The 23,408-nt window shown below is 35.1% G+C and carries 19 protein-coding genes and 3 tRNA genes; 8 read left to right on the top strand and 14 right to left on the bottom strand.

Features of this window, described 5'->3' with window-relative positions:
* Window positions 1-102 precede the first annotated feature (102 nt).
* The 4 genes from ACZZ9T_RS09100 to ACZZ9T_RS09085 all read right to left on the bottom strand — a co-directional run bounded on the left by ACZZ9T_RS09100 (window position 103) and on the right by ACZZ9T_RS09085 (window position 4,951).
* Complete coding sequence (locus ACZZ9T_RS09100; protein WP_463431447.1) at window positions 103-1,074, bottom strand: polyprenyl synthetase family protein; 972 nt, start codon at window positions 1,072-1,074, stop codon at window positions 103-105.
* A gap of 101 nt (window positions 1,075-1,175) precedes the next feature.
* Window positions 1,176-2,318, bottom strand: a complete 1,143-nt coding sequence (locus ACZZ9T_RS09095; protein ID WP_463431446.1) for an anion permease — start codon at window positions 2,316-2,318, stop codon at window positions 1,176-1,178.
* Window positions 2,319-2,338: 20 nt separating this feature from the next.
* Complete coding sequence (locus ACZZ9T_RS09090; protein WP_463431445.1) at window positions 2,339-2,977, bottom strand: DUF47 domain-containing protein; 639 nt, start codon at window positions 2,975-2,977, stop codon at window positions 2,339-2,341.
* Window positions 2,978-3,223: 246 nt separating this feature from the next.
* Window positions 3,224-4,951: a DEAD/DEAH box helicase gene (locus tag ACZZ9T_RS09085; RefSeq protein ID WP_463431444.1), complete on the bottom strand. Its 1,728-nt coding sequence runs from the start codon at window positions 4,949-4,951 to the stop codon at window positions 3,224-3,226.
* A gap of 272 nt (window positions 4,952-5,223) precedes the next feature.
* On the opposite strand from ACZZ9T_RS09085, the gene ACZZ9T_RS09080 reads away from it, so the two are divergent.
* The 3 genes from ACZZ9T_RS09080 to ACZZ9T_RS09070 all read left to right on the top strand — a co-directional run bounded on the left by ACZZ9T_RS09080 (window position 5,224) and on the right by ACZZ9T_RS09070 (window position 8,288).
* The gene (locus ACZZ9T_RS09080; protein WP_463441815.1) at window positions 5,224-5,901 is read left to right on the top strand and encodes a DUF2461 domain-containing protein; all 678 of its coding nucleotides are present in this window, start codon (window positions 5,224-5,226) and stop codon (window positions 5,899-5,901) included.
* Window positions 5,902-6,005: 104 nt separating this feature from the next.
* Window positions 6,006-6,800, top strand: a complete 795-nt coding sequence (locus ACZZ9T_RS09075) for an FkbM family methyltransferase (RefSeq protein ID WP_463441814.1) — start codon at window positions 6,006-6,008, stop codon at window positions 6,798-6,800.
* Window positions 6,801-6,809: 9 nt separating this feature from the next.
* Window positions 6,810-8,288 carry a lipopolysaccharide biosynthesis protein gene (locus tag ACZZ9T_RS09070; protein WP_463441813.1) on the top strand — a complete coding sequence of 493 codons (1,479 nt, stop codon included), beginning with the start codon at window positions 6,810-6,812 and terminating at the stop codon, window positions 8,286-8,288.
* Here ACZZ9T_RS09070 and ACZZ9T_RS09065 read toward each other — a convergent pair.
* The 4 genes from ACZZ9T_RS09065 to ACZZ9T_RS09050 form a co-directional block, all read right to left on the bottom strand.
* Window positions 8,281-9,327: a hypothetical protein gene (locus ACZZ9T_RS09065; RefSeq protein WP_463441812.1), complete on the bottom strand. Its 1,047-nt coding sequence runs from the start codon at window positions 9,325-9,327 to the stop codon at window positions 8,281-8,283. The two genes, ACZZ9T_RS09070 and ACZZ9T_RS09065, sit on opposite strands and share 8 nt — an antisense overlap.
* 89 nt (window positions 9,328-9,416) lie before the next feature.
* Complete coding sequence (locus ACZZ9T_RS09060) at window positions 9,417-10,271, bottom strand: glycosyltransferase family 2 protein (RefSeq protein ID WP_463441811.1); 855 nt, start codon at window positions 10,269-10,271, stop codon at window positions 9,417-9,419.
* 22 nt (window positions 10,272-10,293) lie between these two features.
* Entirely contained in the window at window positions 10,294-11,727 is a 1,434-nt protein-coding gene (aspA, locus tag ACZZ9T_RS09055; protein WP_463441810.1) for an aspartate ammonia-lyase, read from the bottom strand.
* 51 nt (window positions 11,728-11,778) lie between these two features.
* A complete protein-coding gene (locus ACZZ9T_RS09050; RefSeq protein ID WP_463441809.1) occupies window positions 11,779-12,804 on the bottom strand; it encodes an N-acetylmuramoyl-L-alanine amidase in 1,026 nt (341 codons plus the stop codon).
* A 135-nt stretch (window positions 12,805-12,939) separates the two neighbouring features.
* On the opposite strand from ACZZ9T_RS09050, the gene ACZZ9T_RS09045 reads away from it, so the two are divergent.
* The 4 genes from ACZZ9T_RS09045 to ACZZ9T_RS09030 all read left to right on the top strand — a co-directional run bounded on the left by ACZZ9T_RS09045 (window position 12,940) and on the right by ACZZ9T_RS09030 (window position 13,669).
* Window positions 12,940-13,026 (top strand) — tRNA-Ser (locus tag ACZZ9T_RS09045).
* 11 nt (window positions 13,027-13,037) lie between these two features.
* Window positions 13,038-13,112: transfer RNA gene (locus ACZZ9T_RS09040), tRNA-Pro, on the top strand.
* A 30-nt stretch (window positions 13,113-13,142) separates the two neighbouring features.
* Window positions 13,143-13,216, top strand: a tRNA-Arg gene (locus ACZZ9T_RS09035).
* Between the two features lie 129 nt (window positions 13,217-13,345).
* Window positions 13,346-13,669, top strand: coding sequence for a hypothetical protein (locus ACZZ9T_RS09030; RefSeq protein ID WP_463441808.1), 324 nt, complete (start codon window positions 13,346-13,348; stop codon window positions 13,667-13,669).
* Window positions 13,670-13,729: 60 nt separating this feature from the next.
* On the opposite strand, the gene ACZZ9T_RS09025 is transcribed toward ACZZ9T_RS09030, so the two are convergent.
* Window positions 13,730-15,004, bottom strand: a complete 1,275-nt coding sequence (locus ACZZ9T_RS09025) for a cryptochrome/photolyase family protein (RefSeq protein WP_463441807.1) — start codon at window positions 15,002-15,004, stop codon at window positions 13,730-13,732.
* Window positions 15,005-15,363: 359 nt separating this feature from the next.
* Between ACZZ9T_RS09025 and ACZZ9T_RS09020 the strand changes: the two genes are divergently transcribed.
* Window positions 15,364-16,419 (top strand): 3-oxoacyl-ACP synthase III family protein, encoded by a 1,056-nt coding sequence (locus ACZZ9T_RS09020; protein ID WP_463431434.1) that lies wholly within the window; start codon window positions 15,364-15,366, stop codon window positions 16,417-16,419.
* Between the two features lie 201 nt (window positions 16,420-16,620).
* Here ACZZ9T_RS09020 and ACZZ9T_RS09015 read toward each other — a convergent pair whose 3' ends face one another.
* The 5 genes from ACZZ9T_RS09015 to kdpB form a co-directional block, all read right to left on the bottom strand.
* The gene (locus tag ACZZ9T_RS09015) at window positions 16,621-18,348 is read right to left on the bottom strand and encodes a sensor histidine kinase (protein WP_463441806.1); all 1,728 of its coding nucleotides are present in this window, start codon (window positions 18,346-18,348) and stop codon (window positions 16,621-16,623) included.
* The gene (locus ACZZ9T_RS09010) at window positions 18,348-19,472 is read right to left on the bottom strand and encodes a sensor protein KdpD (RefSeq protein ID WP_463441805.1); all 1,125 of its coding nucleotides are present in this window, start codon (window positions 19,470-19,472) and stop codon (window positions 18,348-18,350) included. Before ACZZ9T_RS09010 ends, ACZZ9T_RS09015 begins: the two co-directional genes overlap by 1 nt.
* 8 nt (window positions 19,473-19,480) lie before the next feature.
* On the bottom strand, window positions 19,481-20,560 hold the full coding sequence (locus ACZZ9T_RS09005) for a porin (protein ID WP_463441804.1): 1,080 nt from the start codon (window positions 20,558-20,560) through the stop codon (window positions 19,481-19,483).
* A 95-nt stretch (window positions 20,561-20,655) separates the two neighbouring features.
* Entirely contained in the window at window positions 20,656-21,222 is a 567-nt protein-coding gene (locus tag ACZZ9T_RS09000) for a K(+)-transporting ATPase subunit C (RefSeq protein WP_463441803.1), read from the bottom strand.
* 102 nt (window positions 21,223-21,324) lie between these two features.
* Window positions 21,325-23,334, bottom strand: coding sequence for a potassium-transporting ATPase subunit KdpB (gene kdpB, locus ACZZ9T_RS08995; protein ID WP_463441802.1), 2,010 nt, complete (start codon window positions 23,332-23,334; stop codon window positions 21,325-21,327).
* Between the last annotated feature and the right edge of the window lie 74 nt (window positions 23,335-23,408).

Here is a 23,408-nt window from a genome sequence, read left to right as displayed (position 1 = left end):
TTTACTAATCGTTGTTTTCCAATATTAAAGGATAAGTCAATTTGAGAATTTGAAAATGAAAAATTGAATCAATAATGATTTTCAAATTCTCAAATCAGCACATTAGCTTTCTCTTCTCAAAAGGTAGTTTGCCAATTCTGCAAATGGCTTTTTCTTTTCTTCCGGTATATCTATTTTGGCAAGATAGCTTTGTCCGATCTCATTATGTTTTTCAATCAAACGTAAGGCTTTCTCATCGACTTTTGTTCTTCTGAAAATCTTTTCAACACCATATACTTTATCAATGTTATCTGTTTTTTTAGAATACCAGTAGTCCAATTCTTTTTTCTCTTCTTCTGTACCATGTTCTTTAGCTAAAAGATACAGAACGGTTTTTTTATTTTCATAAATATCACCTGCATGTTTTTTACCAAACTGAGCCTGATCTCCGAAAACATCCAAATAATCATCCATAATCTGGAAGGCAATGCCAATGTGCTTTCCGAAATTGAAGATCGCTTTTGCATCTTTAAATTGTGCTCTGGCAATCAATGCTCCAATTTCAAAAGAAGATGCACTCAGAACTCCTGTTTTATACGTAATCATTCTGATGTAATCATCAAAAGTTACATTTTCCTGAGTTTCAAAATTGATGTCATATTGCTGACCTTCGCATAAAAGCAAACCCGTATGCGTGAAAATTCTGATACATGCTTTGAAAATTTCAGGTTCAAGATCTTCAAAAAACTTGTAGGCTTTCAACATTAATCCGTCTCCGGAAAGAATCCCGACGTTGATACCGTGTAAGGTATGAATTGTAGGCTTATTTCTTCTCAAAGGTGCTTCATCCATAATATCATCATGAATGAGTGTAAAATTATGGAAGAACTCAATCGCCAAAGCGGGCTTTATCGCCTGTTTCATGTCACCACCGAACAAATCACAAGCCATGAGCACCATAATCGGACGAAGACGCTTTCCTCCGTGCGAGATGATGTAATTCATCGGATCATACAATTCTGTAGGCTTGTCTTTGAACGTATATTTAGTAATGGCATCAGCAACAATCTGTTGGTAGGTGTCTAAGAATTCCATAAAAAATTTAATTTGAACAAAAATACGATTTTCTGAGGGGTTGTAAAACAAAAAACTTTGTCTGGTGAGACAAAGTTTAGTAATATGATTTATTATTTTAATTAAGTTAAATAAGTCACCACAAGATAAGTCAATCCGGCAACAATCGCCGAGATAGGAATCGTTAATACCCAAGCCCAAAGCAAGCTTACGGTAATTCCCCAACGTACTGCAGAAACTCTTTTCGTCAATCCAACTCCGATGATAGAACCCGTAATGGTGTGTGTTGTAGAAACCGGAATACCAAAGTGATCGGTAATGAAAAGCGTAATCGCACCAGCAGTTTCGGCACTTACTCCTTCTAATGGTGTTACTTTTGTGATTTTAGTTCCCATTGTTTTGATGATCTTCCAACCACCACTCATAGTTCCCAATGCTATTGCAACGAAAGAAACCAACGGAACCCACATATAATGTTCTGCAAAATAATTAAAACGTTCAGCAGATTCAATATTTAAATAGACAGGATCCTGAAGCATATTGACGTGATAATAAATCAATGCAGCTCCGATAATTCCCATTACTTTCTGAGCGTCATTCAAACCGTGTCCTAAACTAAACAAAGCCGAAGATGCCAACTGTAATTTTTTGAAAGATTTATCTGCCTTATGAGGATTTGAATTTTTGTACAGATACACAATGATTAAAGTAATGATAATCGAAGTGATCATCCCGATAATAGGCGCAAGGAAAATAAATAAGAAAATAGGAATTACTTTGCTGAATTTCACAACATCCTGACTTGCAACCTTAGAAATAGTCTGTTTGAAAGTTTCAAATATTCCTAAATCCGGAGTGGCGGCAACCACCTCACGATAATCCATCAGGAAAGCGTGCATTAATGCTGCTCCTAAGAAACCACCGATTAGTGTGTGAGATGATGATGAAGGAATTCCGAACCACCATGTTAAAAGGTTCCAGGCAATTGCTGCAATTAATCCTGAGAAGATCACTTCAAGAGTAATAAAATTCTCATTGACTGTTTTGGCAATCGTGTTACCGATTTTAAACTCGCCAATAATATATGCGGCAATAAAGAATGCTGCAAAGTTCCAGACAGCTGCCCAAAGCACGGCCTGAAAAGGAGTCAAAACTTTTGTCGATACGATGGTCGCAATAGAATTGGCAGCGTCATGAAAACCATTGATATAATCGAAGATTAAAGCCAAAGCAATAATAACCGTAAGTAAAATAGGAAAATCCATTTTTTGTTATGTATTGTTTTTTAAGCGTATTTAATCATGATATTCTCAATCGTATTGGCAACATCTTCTGCTTTGTCGGTTACGACTTCAAGATAATTTAAAACAGATGATATTTTGATGATGTTGATGGCATCATTAGTTTCAAAAAGCTCTACCATAGAGTTTGAAAGAAGATCATCAGCAATATTTTCGATAGAATTTACTTTAATACAAGCTTCTTTTACCAATTCCATGTTTTTGAAACCTTTAAGGTTTTTCATGGCATTCTGAATTTCAAGACAAGCCTTGTGAATCAATAATGAGAAGTCTGCGTAAGCCTTCATCATCGGAGATTTGTACAAGAAAATATATTTTGTAGAAGCGTAAATATAATCTGCAATATCATCTAAGCCGGTTGCCAAATGGTGAATATCTTCACGATCGAATGGTGTGATAAAGTTTTTCCCCAATTCGATAAAGATCTCGTGAGTAAGCTCATCATTTTTGTGCTCGTAGTCGCTCATCAGTTTCAACATTGTATCGTCGTTCAGATCAAAATCTTTTACTCCGTTGTTAAAATCATTAGACATCGCAACTAAATTCTCTGTTACTTTTTCGAAAAGCACAAAGAAAATTTTATCTTTTGGCTGAAATGCGTGGAAAATATTACCAATTGCCATTTGTAAATTGTATTTAATTTATTCGTGTGCAAATTTCCTAAAAAACCACCTTAACAAAAAGCTTCCAGCATTAATTTTTGTTAATATTGGGATGATATTTGTTCACATAAAAAACCACAATGAAAAAACCTTTTCTACTCGGTTTAAAATCAATAATTTAAGAATAAATTGCGTTTCAATATCCTACATTTTTTAAACAAAAAAGCCGACAAAACTGCCGGCTTATCATATATTTTAAGTCTAAGATTAGTTCGCTTCTTCAGCTCTCATTTCTTTTCCTTTAAATTTCATCGATTGAAGATTACCTATAAGCTCATTGCTAAAAGATTTCTCAACTTCAAAGAATGAGAATTTCTCAAGAATTTCTATATTTCCAATCTCAGCTCTTTTATTTCCTTTGCTTGATGTAGCTTTGTTGATGATTTCCAATACATCTAGTTTTTTCAACTGGTCTTTTTTACCAAGATTGAAGAAAAATCTAGTCATATTTTCGTCTCTCTGTCTCGGCTTACCGCCACGATCTCCTCTTCTTTCACCTCCTCTGTCGCTACGTTCGTTACGATCTCCTCTGTCACGGTCTCTTCCTCTGTCGCGATCTCTTCCACCTCTGCTGTCTCTGTCTCTTCCGCCTCTGTCATCATCTCTGCTGCTGAACTTCTGATCTGCAAGATCCTGTTTGTCTTTGTAATACAAAGCAAGGTCTTTTAATTGAAATTGTAACAACTGTACTACCAGTTCTTCTTTGGTGAAATTACTTAAATCAGGAACAAGACTTTGATCAAAATCAAAAATATTCTCATGTTCTGTCATTAATTTTTCAAAAACGCCTTTTACCTGAGCCGAAATCACTTCGTCACCCGTAGGAATTTTCTTTTCAACGATATCAATTTTCGTTGTAGATTTTATCTGCTTAAGCTTTCTGCTTTCTTCAGGCTTAATCAAAGACATTGAAATACCGTCTTTTCCTGCTCTACCTGTTCTTCCGCTTCTGTGTACAAAAACTTCAGGATCATCCGGTAAAGAGAAATGTACCACGTGCGTTAACGAATCAACATCCAATCCTCTTGCCGCAACATCAGTTGCTACCAAAATATCGATGTTCTTCAATCTGAATTTCTTCATTACCGTATCTCTCTGCGCTTGAGAAAGATCACCATGAAGAGCATCAGCAGCATAACCGTTTTGCATTAAAAAGTCTGCAACCTCCTGAGTTTCCATTCTTGTTCTGCAGAAAATAATAGAATACTGATTCGGGTTTGCATCAATTAGTCTTTTCAGAGCTTCTTTTTTGTTACGGTAACCTACAACGTAAAATTCATGCTTGATGTTCTTCTTAACTTCGTTAATAGAACCCACAGAAATACGGTGAGGCTGTGTAAGGTAACTTTTAGAAATTCTTTCAACCTCTTTACTCATCGTTGCCGAGAATAAGTAAGTTTGTTTTGTTTCAGGAGTTTCCTTCAAAATTGTTTCCAATTCGTCTTTGAAACCCATAGATAACATCTCATCTGCTTCATCTAAAACCAACCACTGGATTTCAGAGAAATCAAGAGCTTTTCTGTTGATCAAGTCGATCACCCTTCCCGGAGTACCCACGATAATCTGTGGTTTATCTCTCAAAGAACGCATTTGATCCGTAATACTGCTTCCACCATAAACTGCTGTAGTTTTGATGTTTCTCATGTACTTCGAATAGTTGTTAATGTCTTTTGAAATCTGTAGACATAGTTCTCGCGTCGGGCAAAGCACCAAAAATTGGATTTTGCGACTCGTATCGTCAATCATGTCCAAAATCGGAAGCGAAAACGCTGCTGTTTTGCCTGTCCCTGTCTGCGCAAGTGCGATTAGATCGCGTGTATCTGATTGAATAAAAGGGATAGTCTGTTTTTGGATTTCTGTCGGGCTTTCGTAACCCAGTTCGCCAATGGCCTTAAGGATATCAGGACTTAAATTGGTCTCCGTAAATAAATTCATTAATTAATATAAAATTTTTGCAAAGATATAATAAATATTTGGATTCCGAACTATATAATATTAACGAATTAATAAATTCGTTCTATCAAAACCCAGTTATTTTTAAATTTAATTAAAAAAAATGCATAAATATTATTTAAAATTTATGGAATTCTCAAACATCTTCTGTTTTGTGAATTTATCTGAATTTTTAAACATTTGATGTAAATCATTAAATGAAATATAAAATTGAGGAATGACCGGATTTTTTTAAATTTGAATAAATTAAAAATATGTCTGCAGTAATTTCTCAGAAAACCTTCGATTTTCTTACCCAACTTGAAAGAAACAACAATAGAGACTGGTTTAACGACAATAAAAATCTTTACACCGAAGCACAATCAAATGTATTGAATTTCCTTGAAGAGCTTATTTTAAAGATGGGACAGTTTGATGAAAATCTGTTGAAAATTGATGCCAAAAAATCAATGTTTAGAATTTACCGGGACACCCGTTTTTCTAAATTGAAAATTCCTTACAAAACTAATATCGGTGCCTCTTTGGGAATGGGAAAAGGCAGCCAGAAAGGAGGATATTATTTTCATCTGGAACCCGGAAAATCTTTTATTGCCGGCGGAATCTATATGCCCGAATCTGCAACGTTAAAACAAGTACGCAAAGAAATTTCTTTATATGGCGAAGAATTTCTTACCATCATCAATGACAAAAACTTCAAAAAACATTTTCCGGATTTAAGTGAAGAAGATAAGCTGAAAAAAATTCCTCAAGGTTTTGAAAAGGAAGATCCAATGGGAGAATATTTAAAACTAAAGAGCTTTATTGTTGTTTATAATTTAAAAGATGAAGAAATTTTAGATAAAAATGCGACCACAAACATTTCTAAAATTTTCGAGGTCATGAAGCCTTTAAATGATTTTCTAAACGCACCATTTTTAGATACTTCTGATTAGTTTCTTATTTTGTAATTCCATTATGAATTAACAATCAATACCTTCGGATTTAAAAAACTTAATACCATTTTTCCTACCTTTGTGGGTCGTAAAAAAAGAAAGAAATGTCTTTATACCAGCAACTCGCAGAAAAATTACAGTACATCAGTCCAGGTTTTTATAAACAAAGGTATTTTAAAAGTTTAAAAAATCTAACGAAGGAAAATTTTTCCGGTCGAAATGTAGAGCCGGAGCTTGTTTGGATTAAAGAGTATTTACCAGATAATGCAGTAATTTTTGACATTGGTGCTAATGTAGGAACTTTTCTTTATCAGTTTGAAAACAAACTGAATCATCAGAACATTTACGCTTTTGAGCCCAATAAAAAACTCAATATCAGATTAAAGAGACTCTTCCCATCCATGAACATTTCCTCCGTCGCACTTTCTGACGAGAATACGACCGCCCAATTCAAAGTTCCTATTATTAAAGGTAAAATGGTTGCTTCGAGAGGCACACTCAACACTTCATACAAAGAAAAAGACGAGGATAATAGTTATTTTGAAACCGTAGAAGTGGTAAAACTGGATGACTGGACGAAGTCTAAAAATATCCAAAAAATAGATTTCATCAAAATAGATGTGGAAGGCAACGAGATGAAAACGCTCTTTGGAGGAAAAAACACGATACAGCAATTCAAACCAACTCTAATGGTTGAAATGGAACAAAGACATCATGAAAAACCGATCTGGAACGAAATTTCTGAAGTGGAAAGTTGGGGCTTTAACGCAAATTATCTAAACAGAAAAACATTTACAACAGAAAAACTGACCAAGGAAATTTTAATTAAAAACACAGCAGACGAAAAAAACAAAACCGACTACATCAACAATATTATTTTCCTTCCAAAAAATCATTAAAAAATCTGTATGAGTGTAGTTGCAAGACAGGGATTTAAGTATTCCATCATTGGATATATTGGTTTTTTAATCGGAACTGTTTCCGCGATTTTCATTTTTCCAAATGACTTTGAATTTTACGGAAAACTGAGATATATTTTACCGACTGCTGAAATGCTGGTACCGTTTGTGGTGCTTGGAATTTCTTATTCTAACGTAAAGTTTTTTCACAAAGTAGAAAAAGACGGCAAAAAGCAAAATATGCTGTCACTTTCGCTGGTTGCCATATTGGTGAATTTCTGCATATTTTCTGTTATTTTTTTTATTCTTCCTTACATTTTTCCAAATTTTAAAAATACAGAAGCCTGGAAAATAAAAGAAGTGATTCTTCCGATGATTTTATTGCTGTCATTCTGTGCGCTTTTCAATAAATACACCTCCAATTATAAGCGAATTGTCGTCTCTAATATTTTCGATAATTTATTTCCTAAAATTGCCAATCTAGGAGCTTTCTGTCTGGTTTTTTACTTTGCTTTATCTCAACAGACTGCGTATGCTTTTTTCTTCGGAATGTTTGGTCTGATGCTTTCAGGTTATATTTATTACACCAACAGATTAGAGAAAATAAGGTTTGATCTAAGTACAGATTATTTCAAAAAAGACAACTTTTGGAAAGAATTTTCCAGCTATAGTTTTTTTGGTTTTCTGGGAACATTCGGAAATTATTTGGCCATCAACAGCTTTATGATCGGTGAATTTTTAGGAATGGAAGAAAACGGAATTTACTCTGTTTTATACGCATTGATTTCTTTAATATCTATCCCACAACTTGGTTTATTTAATATTTCCGCACCTATTATCAGTAAAAATCTAGCGGAAGGTGACATGGAAGAACTCGACAGATTTCATAAAAAAACTTCGTTGACGCTTTATTTTTTAGGAGCAGTTTTATTTTCATGCATTATGGTTGGCTTTCCATTTCTAACGCATTTTATGCCTAAAAATGGTCTGCAGCTGCAGGAATACACTCCGGTTATTTGGATTTGGGGTTCTGCGGTTTTGGTTGATTTAGCTACAGGTTTTAACGGAAATATCATTTCACTTTCTAAATACTATCGTTTCAATATCCTGGTAATGCTCTTACTGGCAGGATTAACGATTAGTCTTAACCTCTATTTCATCAACAACACCGATCTTAAACTTATAGGAATTGCTTTATCTACAGCTATTTCGCTGACGATTTACAATGCTATTAAAATCATTTTCAATTATGTAGTGTTTAAGGTTTCGCCTTTGAGCATTGAGATGATTTTCGTTTCGATTATCTGTACTTTAGCGATTACGGTTGCGATTGTTTTACCGAATTTTGACAATCAATTTTTGAATTTGGTTTATAAACCTGCCGTTGTTCTGATATTGATTTTCACAGGAAACTACTTCACCAAAATATTTCCTGTAGAACAATATCTGAATATGAAATTTATTAAAAGTGTTCTGAAATTTAAGTAGAGATTAATCGATGAAGAAGCGATTCTGCATCTTTCAGAATTTTATCTTTGCTGAAATCTTTCTGAAAATCGAATGTTGAATTTTTAATATTATGAAATTGCTCAATTATATTTTCATCTTCGGAAATGATAAATTCTAGTTCTGACGAATAATTTTTAGGAAAAACAGCCAATTTTCCATATTTGATTGCATCACCCAAATTTCCGGTCATTTTGGTTTTTCCGTACATTTCTTTGTTACTGAAAAATTCGGTTTCCTGCTGAATCGGACACCATAAAACATCTGCTCTATTCATCCATCCATCAAAAATATCAGAAGAAACTCTTTCTGAAAAATAAATAATTTTTATATTATTCGGGATATTTTGAGATAATCCTTCTACATTTTTTAGTTCTTCACCGATAGCTTTGCCCAAAAAAACAAAGGTTATATTTTCTTTAGTTTTTAAATTTTTAATGGTTTCAAAAACATGATGATAATTTCTCCTGTGCTGTGAAACTCCACCGGGAATTACTATCGTTAAATCTTCGTTTTTAATTTTATCAAAAGATTTAGTGTGAAAAAGCGGCAAAAACTTAAACTTCTCAAAAGACAATTGTTGATCAAGAACTAAATGATTTCCAGCTTTTCCGTAAGTTTTATTTTTATAAAAAAGACCTTCTTTCCACCATAATTTTAAGCGATAAATCAAATCATTTTTAAAAACATTTTTAATCAAATCAAATTTTGAGATCTTGGAAAAATTGAGATTATGAACAATAATTGAAGTATTGTATTTTTCACATATCGCCAAAAAAGTATTAAAATATCGGTGAACTGTTCCGATGATGATCAGGTCATAATTTTCAGCGGACAACTGATCTAAAATCATGGAAGAATCTGACAGATGAACCGATTCTCCGTTTTCTCTTATCTGATTTTTTATCTTTTCTGAAAAATAATAATCCACCGAAAACTCCTTAGAATCGTGCATTAAATCTATAAAATCCTGAGCGATTTCTGCGTGGGTATCGATTTCTATGTAAGCTATTTTTTTCAATCTGAATGTTTAAGTTTTGGCTAAAGCCAATGAGATAATCTGCTTATTAAAACGGGCTAAAGCCCGTTGTTATTGAATTTAAAATAAATTTACAATTTAAACCATTTCTTTTTAAACAGATCCCAACGTTGTTTATTAATTACTTTCTGTTCCCCCTTCGAAATTTTCAATTCAAGATTTTGAGATTTACATTTCTCATACGAACTGATAATCTGAAATAGAAAAGATGGAGACTTTAATTTCATCGCTTCTTTGGCAGCTGCCACATACGTGAGAAATCTGTTTAATCCTAAAAAATAAAAATATCTGCCGTAGTAATCTGCAGGTTTTATCGTGTAATCCGCTCCTTTCACTTTCATTAATTTCACATGCAATTCCGGTAAAACAACTTCTTTCCATCCTAAATTTGCCAGAAGAATAGAATCTATATTATCCCAGCCTAAAGTTTCTCTCAAACCTCCGATTGCCAAAAAACATTCTTTCCTGTACGCTTTCATTGGGCCACGAACATGGTTTTTATTTGAATTGCCTTCATACACCCAATCGCCATTTTTTTCAACATACAACAGACCTCCAACTAATCCATATTCTGGGTAATTGCTAAAAGCTTTTTCAATTTCAAAAAGATAATTTTCATTTAAAATAATGTCCGCGTCAAATTTACAGATGATATTAAAATCGTTAATATTCTGGGTTTTCAAACCATTTTTAAAAGCACTTACGATTTTAGATCCCGGTTGATGGGCAGATTTTTCAAGATTAATCGTTTCAAAACGTGAATCTGTACTAGTATATTTTCTGATGACTTCAGAAGTTCCATCTGTTGACCCATCATTCACGATCACGGCTTTAAAATCTTTGGAACTCTGTTGAAGTAAAGAATCTAAGGTAAATGACAGGTTATCCTGTTCGTTATGTGCGGGAATGATGATTAAAAATTTCAATTCTATTTCTACAGTTTAAAAATTACTTAAAATCAATGACTGATGATTGATTAGCATTTATTATATGAGGCTTCAGCATATTCTTAGGATCAAGAATTTCATCTAACTGTTCCTGAGAAAGCAGATTTTTTTCTAACACCAAATTATATACACTTTTCCCTGTTACCAGAGCTTCTTTTGCAATCTGTGTAGATTGCTTGTAGCCAATATAAGGATTCAGTGCAGTTACAATTCCGATGCTGTGCTTCACCATATTCAGACAGATTTCTCTGTTGGCGGTAATTCCCACGATGCATTTTTCACGAAGCGTGTCGAGTGCATTACAAAGAAAATGAATATTTTCCATGATGGCGTGAGAAAGAACGGGCTCCATTACATTTAGTTGAAGCTGTCCTGCTTCTGCCGCGAAAGTGACCGTAAGATCATTTCCAATTACTTTAAAACAAACCTGATTCACCACCTCCGGAATAACAGGATTTACTTTCCCTGGCATAATAGAAGAACCTGGCTGCATCGGTGGTAAATTTATTTCTGATAAACCTGCTCTTGGTCCTGAAGATAACAACCTCAAATCATTACATATTTTGGATAATTTCAGAGCAAGACGTTTCATTGCCGAAGAATAGATTACATAAGATCCCGTATCTGGTGTAGCTTCAACCAGATTCGGCGCAGAAACTATTGGATAACCTGTAATTTCAGCTAAATTTTTGGCACAAAGATGTGCATAACCTATCGGAGCATTAATTCCTGTTCCAATAGCTGTTGCGCCCATATTAATCTCAACAAACAGATTGGCGTTGTTATTCAGTTTAGAAACATCTTCTTCAAGAGTTGCTGCAAATGCTTCAAACTCCTGCCCCATTGTCATCGGCACGGCATCCTGAAGCTGAGTGCGTCCCATTTTAATCACATCCTGAAATTCCTGACCCTTTGCCCGAAAAGCTTCAACAATTTTCTTCAGTTTTTCAACCAAAGTTTCATTCATCTGCAACAATCCCATCTTGATAGCTGTAGGATAAGCATCATTAGTTGACTGAGACAGATTGATATGATCGTTTGGCGAGCAAAACTCATATTCGCCTTTATTTTTTCCTAATTTTTCTAAAACCCTGTTGGCTATCACTTCATTGGCATTCATGTTAATTGAAGTTCCCGCACCACCCTGAATCATATCTACAGGAAATTCACTGTTGAATAACCCACCAATTAATTCATCGCAGGTTTCTGAAATTTTGAAGTATAAATCCTGATCCAGCAAGCCTAATTCGTAATTGGTTTTCGCGGCAGCTTTTTTTACAAAAGCCAGCCCTTTTATAAATTCGTGATAAGACGAAAGAAACTGTCCGGAAATTTTAAAATTGTCAATCGCTCTCTGAGTCTGCACTCCGTAATAAGCATCGATCGGTACATTCAAAACGCCCAATAAATCACTTTCCTGTCTGAAATTTTCCATTTTATATTTTTAAATGATAAAAACGCACCATTGAAAGATGCGCTTTAGAATTTATTTTGTTGGATATTTTTGATTTAAAGCCTGCAAAATTGACCAGGTTTCAGCGTCTAAAATACCATTGTAATTTTGTGGTCTGAAGTGATATTGTACCGCTTCAATTGTTTTTTTAGTTGCATCATCCCATTTTCCGTTTGGTAACAAATCGTAACCAAATTTTTGCAAAGCTGTCTGAACAACAAAGATAAAAGATGGTTCATCATACCTCGTTTCAATATCGGTTTGTGCTAAAGTGAGGAAATTTTGTTTTGTCATCTCATCATACCACATCCCGATTTGATATTCGTCGTAGAGTTTCTTCCAAGGGAAAAGTGGTCCGGGATCTTGTTTTCTGGTGGGTGCAATATCAGAATGCGCCAAAACATTGGTTGCCGGAATATTATATCTTGTGACGATATCTTTTGCCAAGGCTGCAACTTTTTTGATTTGATCATCACTGAATGGTTCAAAAGTTTTCATTCCAGCCGCATCAGCTTTGTAACCCATATTCACGATTTCAATCCCGATTGATGTGTCATTAAGGTTTTTGTCTGTGCGCCAAGCACTTACACCTGCATGATAAGAACGTTTGTTCTCATCTACTAATTGATAAATTTCGTTATCGCCTAAATTATTCACCAAATAATGGGCACTTACAGATTGTTTTGTAAGAACTTCAATAGATTTGTCATCCGGTAAAACCGTGTAATGTAAAATAAGATATTTTTGTCTGAAATTTTGACCTATTGCAGGAAAATGAGTTTTCACTACTTTATAACCTGCCGGTTTTGCAGATACGATAGAACCATAACTTGCCGTATTGTCATTTTTGGTAATGTCTGCAATATTTGTTCTAAAAAAATCTACCCCATGTTCAGTTGCAATTTCAGATTTATTTTTATTTAAATTCTGTGTATTAACTGCAGTTTTTGACTGTGAAACTGTGGTTTTGGGTTTGTAAGTGCTTTTCTTAACATTTTTCTGTGATGTACACGAAAAAACGAAAACACTTAAGCCGATGATATATAATGTTTTACGCATTGCTTTAAATTTTAGTCTTTTTATTCTCTCAAAAATACGCAAATTTTTCTTGAATATTATTTGCGAAATAAAGAAATCTATTCTATATTTGCACTCGCAATAACGGGATAGAAGTGATTCAAAAAACGTTATCAAGGAGAGTTGCCTGAGAGGCCGAAAGGACATGTTTGCTAAACATGCGTACTGGTAACGGTACCAAGGGTTCGAATCCCTTACTCTCCGCAACAATTATTCGGGGCGTAGCGTAGTCCGGTCATCGCGCCTGGTTTGGGACCAGGAGGTCGCAGGTTCGAATCCTGCCGCCCCGACTGTTTTAGTAATTTCGAAAAATTACAAATGGGTGCGTAGCTCAGCTGGATAGAGCATCTGCCTTCTAAGCAGACGGTCTCAGGTTCGAATCCTGACGCGCTCACTAAAAAAGAGAAATCAAATGTTTGGTTTCTCTTTTTTTGTACATGTATTCTTTTAAAATTTCAAATAAAACATATCCGAATTGCAAAAATAGATTGATATATTCGTTTGAATACTTAAATTTCAAAAAATGAAAATAAAACCCTATTTCAAAGCACTCCTCACCTATTTACCCGAAGCGGAAAGTTCAAAAACAACTCCTGTCTCTTCCGGATATCGTAGTGATATCAAATTTCCTTTTGACCTTAATTTATATACAAGTGTGCAAAATTTCTCAGAAAGTGATTTGGTTTTCCCGGGAGATACTGTTACTGCAGAAATTGCTTTGCTAAAACCTGAAGAGGTTGCCGGAAAAATCTATCTGGGATTAGATTTTGATTTCTATGAAGGCTTCAACTTAATCGGTCACGGAGTAGTTACCCAAATTATCAATTCTAGTTCAGAGGATCGTTAGAAAAAGATTCGGACGGATGAAATTTAAGTAAATGAGTTATTAAAAATCGTTACTAAATTTTTATGACAATGCTTTTTTGTAAGTTTCAAGAGCCTTTTCCCGGGCTGTTTTATGGTCGACGATCGGTTTTTCGTTATAATCTTTCGGAAGCCATTGACGGATATATTTCAGATCTTTATCAAATTTTTGAGTTTGCGCTTCCGGATTAAAAATTCTGAAATACGGCGCAGCATCGCAACCACATCCTGCTGCCCATTGCCAGTTTCCGTTATTGGAAGATAATTCGTAATCAAGCAGTTTACCTGCAAAATAAGCTTCACCCCATCTCCAGTCGATCAACAGGTGCTTTGTAAGAAAACTTGCAGTAACCATCCTCACTCTGTTGTGCATAAATCCGGTTTCATTAAGCTGTCTCATACCTGCATCTACAATAGGATAGCCTGTTTTACCTTCACACCATTGCTTAAAAAGTGTTTCATCATTTTGCCATTCGATATTTTCATATTTTGGCTTAAAACATTTGTTGACGACATACGGAAAATGAAAAAGGATCTGCATGAAAAATTCTCTCCAAATTAACTCATTGAGCCAAATCTGGTTATGTATTACAGCAAAATTTACACATTTTCTGACAGAAATAGTTCCGAAGCGCAGAGCAATTCCTAAATGCGTGGTATGATCTAAAGCAGGAAAATCACGATATTGATCATAAGAATTAATTATTTTACTTTCCAAAATCGGTTCAGTGAATTTAAAATCAGTTTTTTCAAATCCTATTTCTTTCAGAGTATGTATTTTTCCGGGGTTTAAAGAATAAAAATTCTTTACATCACCATCAATTTTTTCAAATTGTATGATCTTAAAATTTTCTTTCCATTTTTTTGAATAAGGCGTGTAGACGGTATATGGAGAATGATCACTTTTTAATACCTCATCTTTCTCAAAAATGACCTGATCTTTATAATCTTCGAACTTAATATCTTTTTTTCCTAGAAACGCTGAAATATCCTGATCTCTTTTTATTGCCTGCGGTTCGTAATCTCTGTTGCAGAATACCGTATCGATTGTAAATTCCTCAGACAATTCAGCAAATACATTCAAAGGTTTGTCATAAAATGTTTTCAGAGAGCTGCCGTATTTTATTAATTCTTCATTTATTTTTTCAATAGCCTGATGAATGTAATCAACTCTTTTATCGGCTTTATCAGTAAGCTGACTAAGAATTTCTTTATCGAAAATAAAAACAGGCAAAACTTTCAGACCACTTTTCAGGGCATGAAATAGCGCAGTATTATCTTCAAGCCTTAAATCTCTTCTAAACCAAAAAACATTCATCTTACTCATATTCGTCTAATAAAAAAGTTGTGATTGTATAAAAAATTAACTGATGCTTTATTTTTTAAAATAAAATTCATGCAAACATACAAATCCTACTATTAATGATGGCTCATATTAATTATTATCATTTGATAAAATTTTAATCAAACTAAAAAATGACATAAAATATACTACAATTTAAAATAAAACAAATAACTGAATATCAACACATTAAAAATATACTATGCATAGAATCAAAAATAATTTTAGAATAATGTTGTGAAATTTGTAATAAGACAAGGAATTGTCATAATTTTGAACATTACTCCAAAAAAACAAGACTTTCAGCGGGTATGATTATTAGAAAGACATGTATAATGAATATAAGAATTAAAGGATCCGGCAGTTATACTCCAGAAAATGTTATGAGAAATGCTGATTTTTCGAATCATACATTTTTAAATGAAGATGGTTTGACTATCAAATTCCCAGAATCTATCATAGGAAAATTCAGAGATATCACCGGAATTGAAGAGCGTAGATATGCCGATTCTCAGCACGTCACCTCGGATCTTGCTTTTTTTGCCGCTGAAAATGCCATAAAAGACGCTGAAATCGACAGGGAAACTATCGATTATATTATCGTAGCCCATAACTACGGAGACATAGAAAAAGGAAAAATACAGTCTGATACCGTGCCGAGTATTGCAACCCGCGTAAAAAGTAAACTCCGTATTCAGAATCCCGGTTGCGTGGCTTATGACCTGCTTTTTGGCTGCCCAGGGTGGAATGAAGCAATGATCCATGCAAGTTCTTTCGTAAAGTCGGGTATTGCAAAACGTTGTCTGGTAATAGGCGCAGAAACATTATCAAGAGTTACAGATCCATACGACAGAGATTCTATGATTTATGCCGATGGTGCAGGTGCAGTCATTGTGGAAGCTACTGAAGATAATGACGGAATTCTTTCTCATGAGAGTGCTACCTATTCTTATGATGAGGCAAATTATCTGTTTTTCGGAACTTCTTATCAACAGGATACAGACTCGGAAACCCGCTACATCAAAATGAAGGGCAGAAAAATTTACGAATTTGCTCTTACAAAAGTTCCTTTGGCAATGAAATCTTGTCTTGCAAAAGCAGGTGTAGATATTAAAGATCTCAAAAAAATTCTGATTCATCAGGCAAACGAAAAAATGGATGAAGCCATTGTTGAGCGATTCTACAGTTTATACGATATGACTCCGCCTCAGGATATTATGCCCATGTCTATTCATAAATTTGGGAACAGCAGTGTTGCAACAATCCCAACATTGTACGATCTGATTATGAAAGGTGAAATGGAAGAGCATTCTTTTTCAAAAGGTGACATCCTTCTTTTTGCATCCGTTGGCGCCGGGATGAATATCAATGCCTTTACTTATAAAGTATAATTTACCTCATCATAAAAACATTCATTGTTACAATATTCGTATTGATAATGAATGTTTTTTTTATCTAATTTTCTGATTATCTGAATAATTTTTTACGCCTAAATACATTACAAGATTAGTCAAAAGAATTGCAACAATTCTGCAAGTTTGATTCAATTGTTAGTTTGCTTTAAATATCAGGTTACAAATTCTTAATTCGAATTAAATTCTGAGTGTAAAATTAAAAACACTTCCCATCCCTATTTCGCTCTCAACGGCAATTTTTCCGCCCTGTGCTTCAATAAATTCTTTGCTGATGCTTAAACCTAAACCAGTTCCTTCTATTTTTGTGCCCGGAATCCTGAAATATCTTGTGAAAATTTCCTTCAGATACCGTTCTTCTATTCCCCGACCTTGATCTTTAACCGAAAATCTCACGAAATTTTCATCTGATTTTTCAACTAAAATTTCTACTTCAGAATTTTCGTAAGAATACTTTATTGCATTGGAAACCAAATTATTAAGCACCCAAACGGTTTTTTCGATATCAACATTTATTATTTTTATATCAGAACCGACAGACGATTTTAACTTTATTTTTTTATGAGCTGCCAATGATTGATTGGCATTAATAACATCATTAATGAGTAAACTAACATCGCATGTTTTGGTATTCAATTGCATAACTCCGGATTCTAACTGAGTCATATTGAGCAATTCACCGGTTATTCTGAGAAGTCTAAGAGTATCTTCTTTAATGCCTGAGACTAATTTTTCCTGTTCAGGATTTAACGTTCCTATTCTTTCGTTTTCCAGCAGTTGCAGACCCATTTGAATAGATGAAATCGGAGTTTTAAATTCATGCGAAACTGTTCCCATAAAATGGGTTTTAGCTACATCAAGCTCTTTAAAGGGTGTAATATTTCTGAGCATAATCACCTGACCAATAAAGCGGCTTTCTTTTTCTCCGGTAGGAATAACATTAATGTCCAAAATCTCTTTTTCAAAGAAATTTTCTTTTCCTTCAACAAATATTTTTAACGATTCGGTTTGGTTTTTTTTAAAATCAGGATCTATGATTTCTCTGATCATGTCTCGCACAAGATCATTATTTACTGCAACATCCTGAATAATTTTACCCACAAAATTTTCTTTTTTCAGACCAGAAATTTTCAGGGCTTCATCATTTACAAAAAGAACTTTTTTATTTTCGTCTATTCCAATTACGGCATCGTGCATATTGTCGATCAGGGTTTCGATTCTTTTTTTTCCTTTTAATATTTTATCAATTCGGCTTTCAGAATATTCCTGAAGTTTTTCTGCCATGGTATTAAAAGACCTTGCCAATTCGCCAAATTCACTATTGCTTTCAAACTTTACTCTCTGTGTATAATTCTGTTTTGCAATCTGGTGAATACTGGAGGTTAGCTCACGGATCGGATTTGCAATATTGGAAGGAAGATTAACCATCAGAATAAAAGCGATCAAAAAACACAACGTTCCGACGATTGATATAACGGCAATGGCATTTTGAGCGGTGGTATTGGCAATACCGCTTTTGATTTGAATAGCATTCATATTCAGCTGCATCAGTTCGGCAATATCTTTACGGATGGCAGACTGTAAATTCAGGCTATCTTTTTTATTTTTTAAATCTGAAAAATGGGAAGCTATATTCTGAGTGGCTTCTTTCTCACCGTCTTCTGTAATATTCTGGTGCTGAAGATTAAGGTTTTTCTGAAATTCTTCAATGGCTGAAGGTTCGGTTTGAAATTCTTCCAAAGCTAACAGCATATTCCTGGAATACTGCAAAGTATTATAATTGGCAACCAGAATATTCCGGGTATCTTTTTTCAGTTGGTAAATAAACCATCCGCCCAACGTTGAAAGGATGATGATCATGAAAAACAGAAGACCTACACCGGCATTAAGTTTAGTTTTTATTTTCATTAGGACAAAATTACTAAATCTACATTTTGTTTTGAAAGTCTTTTAAGTAAGGAATTGAAAGTATCTGTGGCAAGAATAATTTTCCAGATGTCAAGATGTGGTTTGCCGATACAGACGGTAGTGATTTTTCGCTCTTCACACTGGTCTACAATTGTCATTGCGATATTTTTGCTTTGTATTTTAATGATTTCCGCACCCAGCTCTGTTGCCAGTCTGAAATTATTGATGAGATGTCTTTGCTTATTAAGAGCAATTCTATCTGCAGATTCTTTGGGAATCTGAACGTACAGTAAAAACCACTGACTGTTGTAATAATTAGCGAGCCTCGCAGTTTTTCTGATCACATTTTTAGCCGTCAGTTCATTTGAACTGATACACGCAAGAAACCTTTCTTTTTTTAAAGTTTTTCCGGTGATAATTTCTGTTTCTACTTTCCGGGTGACTTGTGAAGCAACTTCTTTTAAGGCCAATTTGCGAAGCTGAAGAATATTTTCGGTTTTAAAAAAATTATTCAGCGCAGATGGTATTTTACTTTTATCGTAGATTTTGCCTTCTTTTAATCTTGAAATAAGTTCATCTGCGGTAAGGTCAATGTTTACAACCTCATCTGCTGAAGCCAAAATAGTATCAGGAATTCTTTCTGTTACTTCAATTCCCGTGACAGATTTCACTTCTTCATTCAGGCTTTCCAGATGTTGGATATTGACCGCACTGATGACATTGATCCCAGCTTCAAGAATCTCCATGACATCCTGCCAACGCTTTTTGTTTTTACTGCCTTCAATGTTGGTATGGGCAAGCTCATCAACAATCACAATTTCAGGACGAAGAACTATAATAGCCGGAACATCAAGCTCTTCCAGCTCTTTACCTTTGTAAAATAATTTTCTTCTGGGAATGATCGGCAAGCCTTCCAATAAATCATGTGTTTCCTTGCGATGATGAGTCTCTACATAACCAATTTTCACATCGATCCCATTTTGCAGAAGTACATGAGCTTCCTGCAGCATTCTATAGGTTTTCCCTACACCAGCGCTCATACCGATGTAAATTTTCAGTTTACCCCGTTTGGATTTGTTGATGAGATGCAAAAATTCTTCTGCAGATTTTCGTGATTCTTCCATTTTTTTAATTAAAATGAAATTGCTAGTGCTGTAGTTGCTGTTAAACTGTTTGTTTTAAAAATATCTGACCGGTTGATGAATATGGGATCTTTACTGCTTAAATTCCTGATTTCTGTTCGCCATACAAGATTAGGTAAAATCTGGTAGTCTGTATTTAAAGAATATCCGAAAGTTTTGAATCCATTTTCTGTTCCTGTTGAGATGATCACGCCTCTTTCATCCTGATAATATTCTCCCCTTGCTGTGATGCTGAATTGATCTGTAAAAGCATATTTTGCCACAACAACCGGAGTGTACCACATATGGTAGCTGTCACTTCCTTTTTCTTTCTGTTCGGCACCTACATCGATTCCCGCAGTGACTCCCAATTTTTTACTGATCTGATAAACAGCATATAAATTGTGAAAATATCGGTTTTGTCGAATGCTGTCCGGTTTATCGTTTCCGATGAATGAGCTGCTGTTAATCGTTAGTTTTTCATTGGGTTTGAATGTAATCTGATGTCCAAACGCCGGAGTAGAATTTCCGTCAACCCGCTGAATACGTTGCCAACCGTTGAGCACCAAACCGCTGAAAAACCATTTTCCGCTTTCTGAAGTGTAAGATATTTTTGCACCGGTTTCGAAATAAGGCGAATTGTCTGAAGCAAGACTTCGGGTAAGCGTCCAGTTATCTTTTCCTATCGCACTTTCAAAACCAATATGGGAAGAAAAAATTCCTGCATCAATCCAAAGATTATGTTTTTTTGAAATTTTCAGGCCTACATTGGCTTCATAAATATTTTTTAGAACGCCCTGTTCAGCAGAATAATTGGCGTTCATGTATGTTCCTGTCGCGAGAGCCAAGTTTGCCCGTAAATTTTCTGTGTTGTAACCCGCTTTAATAAAAGCCAAATTAATATTGACTTCATTGTTTCGATTGTGGCTGTATACAAATCCCGGACGGCTGTTGTTTTCAGGATTATTAAAATCTGCTAAATAATACACTTCTGCATATCCGCTTACTGTAAGAGGTTTTGTGATTGAATCATTTTGAGCATATGCACTGATTCCACATACAGCTAATAAAACAAATAGTATCTTTTTCATGGATGATTATTATATTTTTAAAATTTGGCTCTAAGCCAATGATGAAGATTTTGGATGATTTAATTTAAATAAAAAATTAAAATAACGGTTGATGATTATTTACCGCTCAACTGATCTAAAGCGATATTAAGTTTCAGAACGTTGATTTTTTCTGGACCAAATAATCCGATCAGAGGTTTTTCAGTATATTCATCGATCAGAATATTCACTTTTCTTTCATCCAGATTTCTGATCTTGGCAATTCTTTTTACCTGTACTTTTGCTGCCTGTACAGAGAAATTGGGATCTAATCCGCTTCCGCTTGCCGTAACCAGATCTGCAGGGATTTGTGACTTGGTGATTCCTGGATTTTTCATTAAAATCGTATCAATGCGAGCCTGAACCTGTTTCAGATATTCTTCATTAGAAGGTCCTTTATTGCTTCCGGCGGAACCAGCTGCATTGTAATCTACGGCTGAAGGTCGAGAGTTAAAATATGTGTCGCTTGTAAATGACTGTCCTATATTCGCATAATACGTTTTGCCATTATTCCTGATCATTTCTCCTTTCCCTTTGTTGCCGGAAACCTGAGCGATTGCCCAGACTGATGCCGGATAGACAACTGTAAAAAGGATGATACATAAAACAGTAAGCTTAATTGCTGGTAAAATATGTTGTTTCATTTTGTAATAATTTAATTAAAAGCAAATGGCAAGAAGATGAAGATTGTTATATTAGGAAATGGTTTGGTGATGACGGTTTCTTCTTGCCCTGCCTGTTGAGATTTAAAAGAATAGGGATACGATGAGGTCTATGATTTTAATCCCGATAAATGGGATAATAACACCTCCCAATCCGAAGATGAATAAATTGCGTCGTAGCAATGCGGATGCGCCAATGGGTTTGTAAGCCACCCCTTTTAATGCCAACGGAATCAATATCGGAATAATAATCGCATTAAAGATCACCGCAGACAAAATTGCACTTTCCGGACTGTGAAGATTCATAATATTCAAGCCCTGCAACGCCGGAATTGCTGTAATAAACAATGCCGGAATAATGGCAAAATACTTCGCAACATCATTGGCAATACTGAATGTGGTGAGTGTTCCTCTTGTCATCAACAACTGCTTCCCGATTTCCACCACTTCGATTAATTTTGTAGGGTCATTATCAAGATCCACCATATTTCCGGCTTCTTTTGCAGCCTGTGTTCCACTGTTCATTGCGACACCTACATCTGCCTGAGCCAATGCGGGAGCATCATTGGTACCGTCTCCCATCATGGCGACTAAGCGACCGTCCTGCTGTTCTTTTTTGATGTAATTCATTTTATCTTCCGGTTTTGCTTCTGCGATAAAATCATCTACACCCGCTTTTTCGGCAATAAATTTAGCAGTTAGAGGATTGTCACCCGTAACCATTACGGTTTTAATACCCATTTTTCTGAGACGTTCAAAACGTTCACTGATTCCGGGTTTGATGATATCCTGAAGTTCAATCACTCCCAAAACTCTTTCGTTTTCTGAAACCACCAATGGAGTTCCTCCGTTTTGAGAAATTTCTTTTACTTTAAGATCCGTTTCCTGCGGAAAAGTATTTCCTGCTGCTTCAGATATTTTTCTGATAGCATCTGTTGCTCCTTTTCTGATGCGTGTTTGGTCATAATCGATTCCTGAACTTCTGGTTTCAGCTGTAAATTTGATGAATTTCGGACTGTTAATTTCATAGCTTGAAGGATTTATCTGAGCCAACTCAATGATCGATTTTCCTTCCGGAGTTTCATCTGCCATCGAGCTTAAAACCGCTGCTTTGATCAATTGTTTTTCATCGACTTGATTAGCCGGATAAAAACTTGTTGCTTTACGGTTTCCAATCGTTATTGTTCCTGTTTTATCTAAAAGCAAGACATCAATATCTCCAGCTGTTTCCACTGCTCTACCGCTTTTTGTGATGACATTGGCTCTTAACGCTCTGTCCATTCCCGCAATTCCAATGGCAGATAAAAGTCCGCCAATTGTCGTAGGAATTAAACATACAAAAAGCGAAATGAAGGAAGCGATGGTGATTGTGACATTTGAATAGTCAGCAAATGGTTTTAAAGTAACACAGACAATAATGAAAACCAATGTAAAACCTGCCAACAAAATAGTCAGTGCGATTTCGTTGGGTGTTTTTTGTCTTGAAGCACCTTCTACCAAAGCAATCATTTTATCTAAAAAGCTTTCTCCGGGTTGTGTCGTTACCTGCACTACAATTTTATCTGATAAAACTTTGGTACCGCCGGTTACAGAACTTTTGTCACCTCCTGCTTCTCGAATTACGGGAGCAGATTCACCAGTGATGGCACTCTCATCTATCGTTGCAAGACCTTCGATGATTTCTCCGTCTGATGGAATAATATCGCCGCTTTCACAGACAAATACATCTCCTTTTTGCAATTTAGATGAAGAAATTATTTCTCCATTTTGCAGTTTCGCAGGCGTTTCTTCTCTTGTTTTTCGTAAACTGTCTGCCTGAGCTTTACCTCTTGCTTCTGCAATTGCTTCAGCAAAGTTTCCAAAAAGAACCGTCAGTAAAAGAATAATGAATACGGTAAAGTTGTAAGCAAAACTTCCCTGAGATTTTTCTCCTGTCAACGTCCAGATACTCACAAAGAACATCACCAGTGTACCGAGCCATACGAGAAACATGACAGGATTTTTAAACATCAGTTTCGGATTCAGTTTCACAAAAGACTGTTTCAATGCTTCCTGAACCAATTCTTTTTGAAACAAAGATTTATTTTGAGTCATTTTAATTTCTGTTATTTAAATTTGTAGATTTATATTGTTTTTACCCGTTGTGCATTTTGAATTATTGTTTTTCG

Source organism: Chryseobacterium sp. AC417 (genome assembly GCF_979258215.1).
The sequence above is the reverse complement of the archived record's forward strand: the minus strand, read 5'-3'. Positions and strand labels throughout refer to the sequence as shown.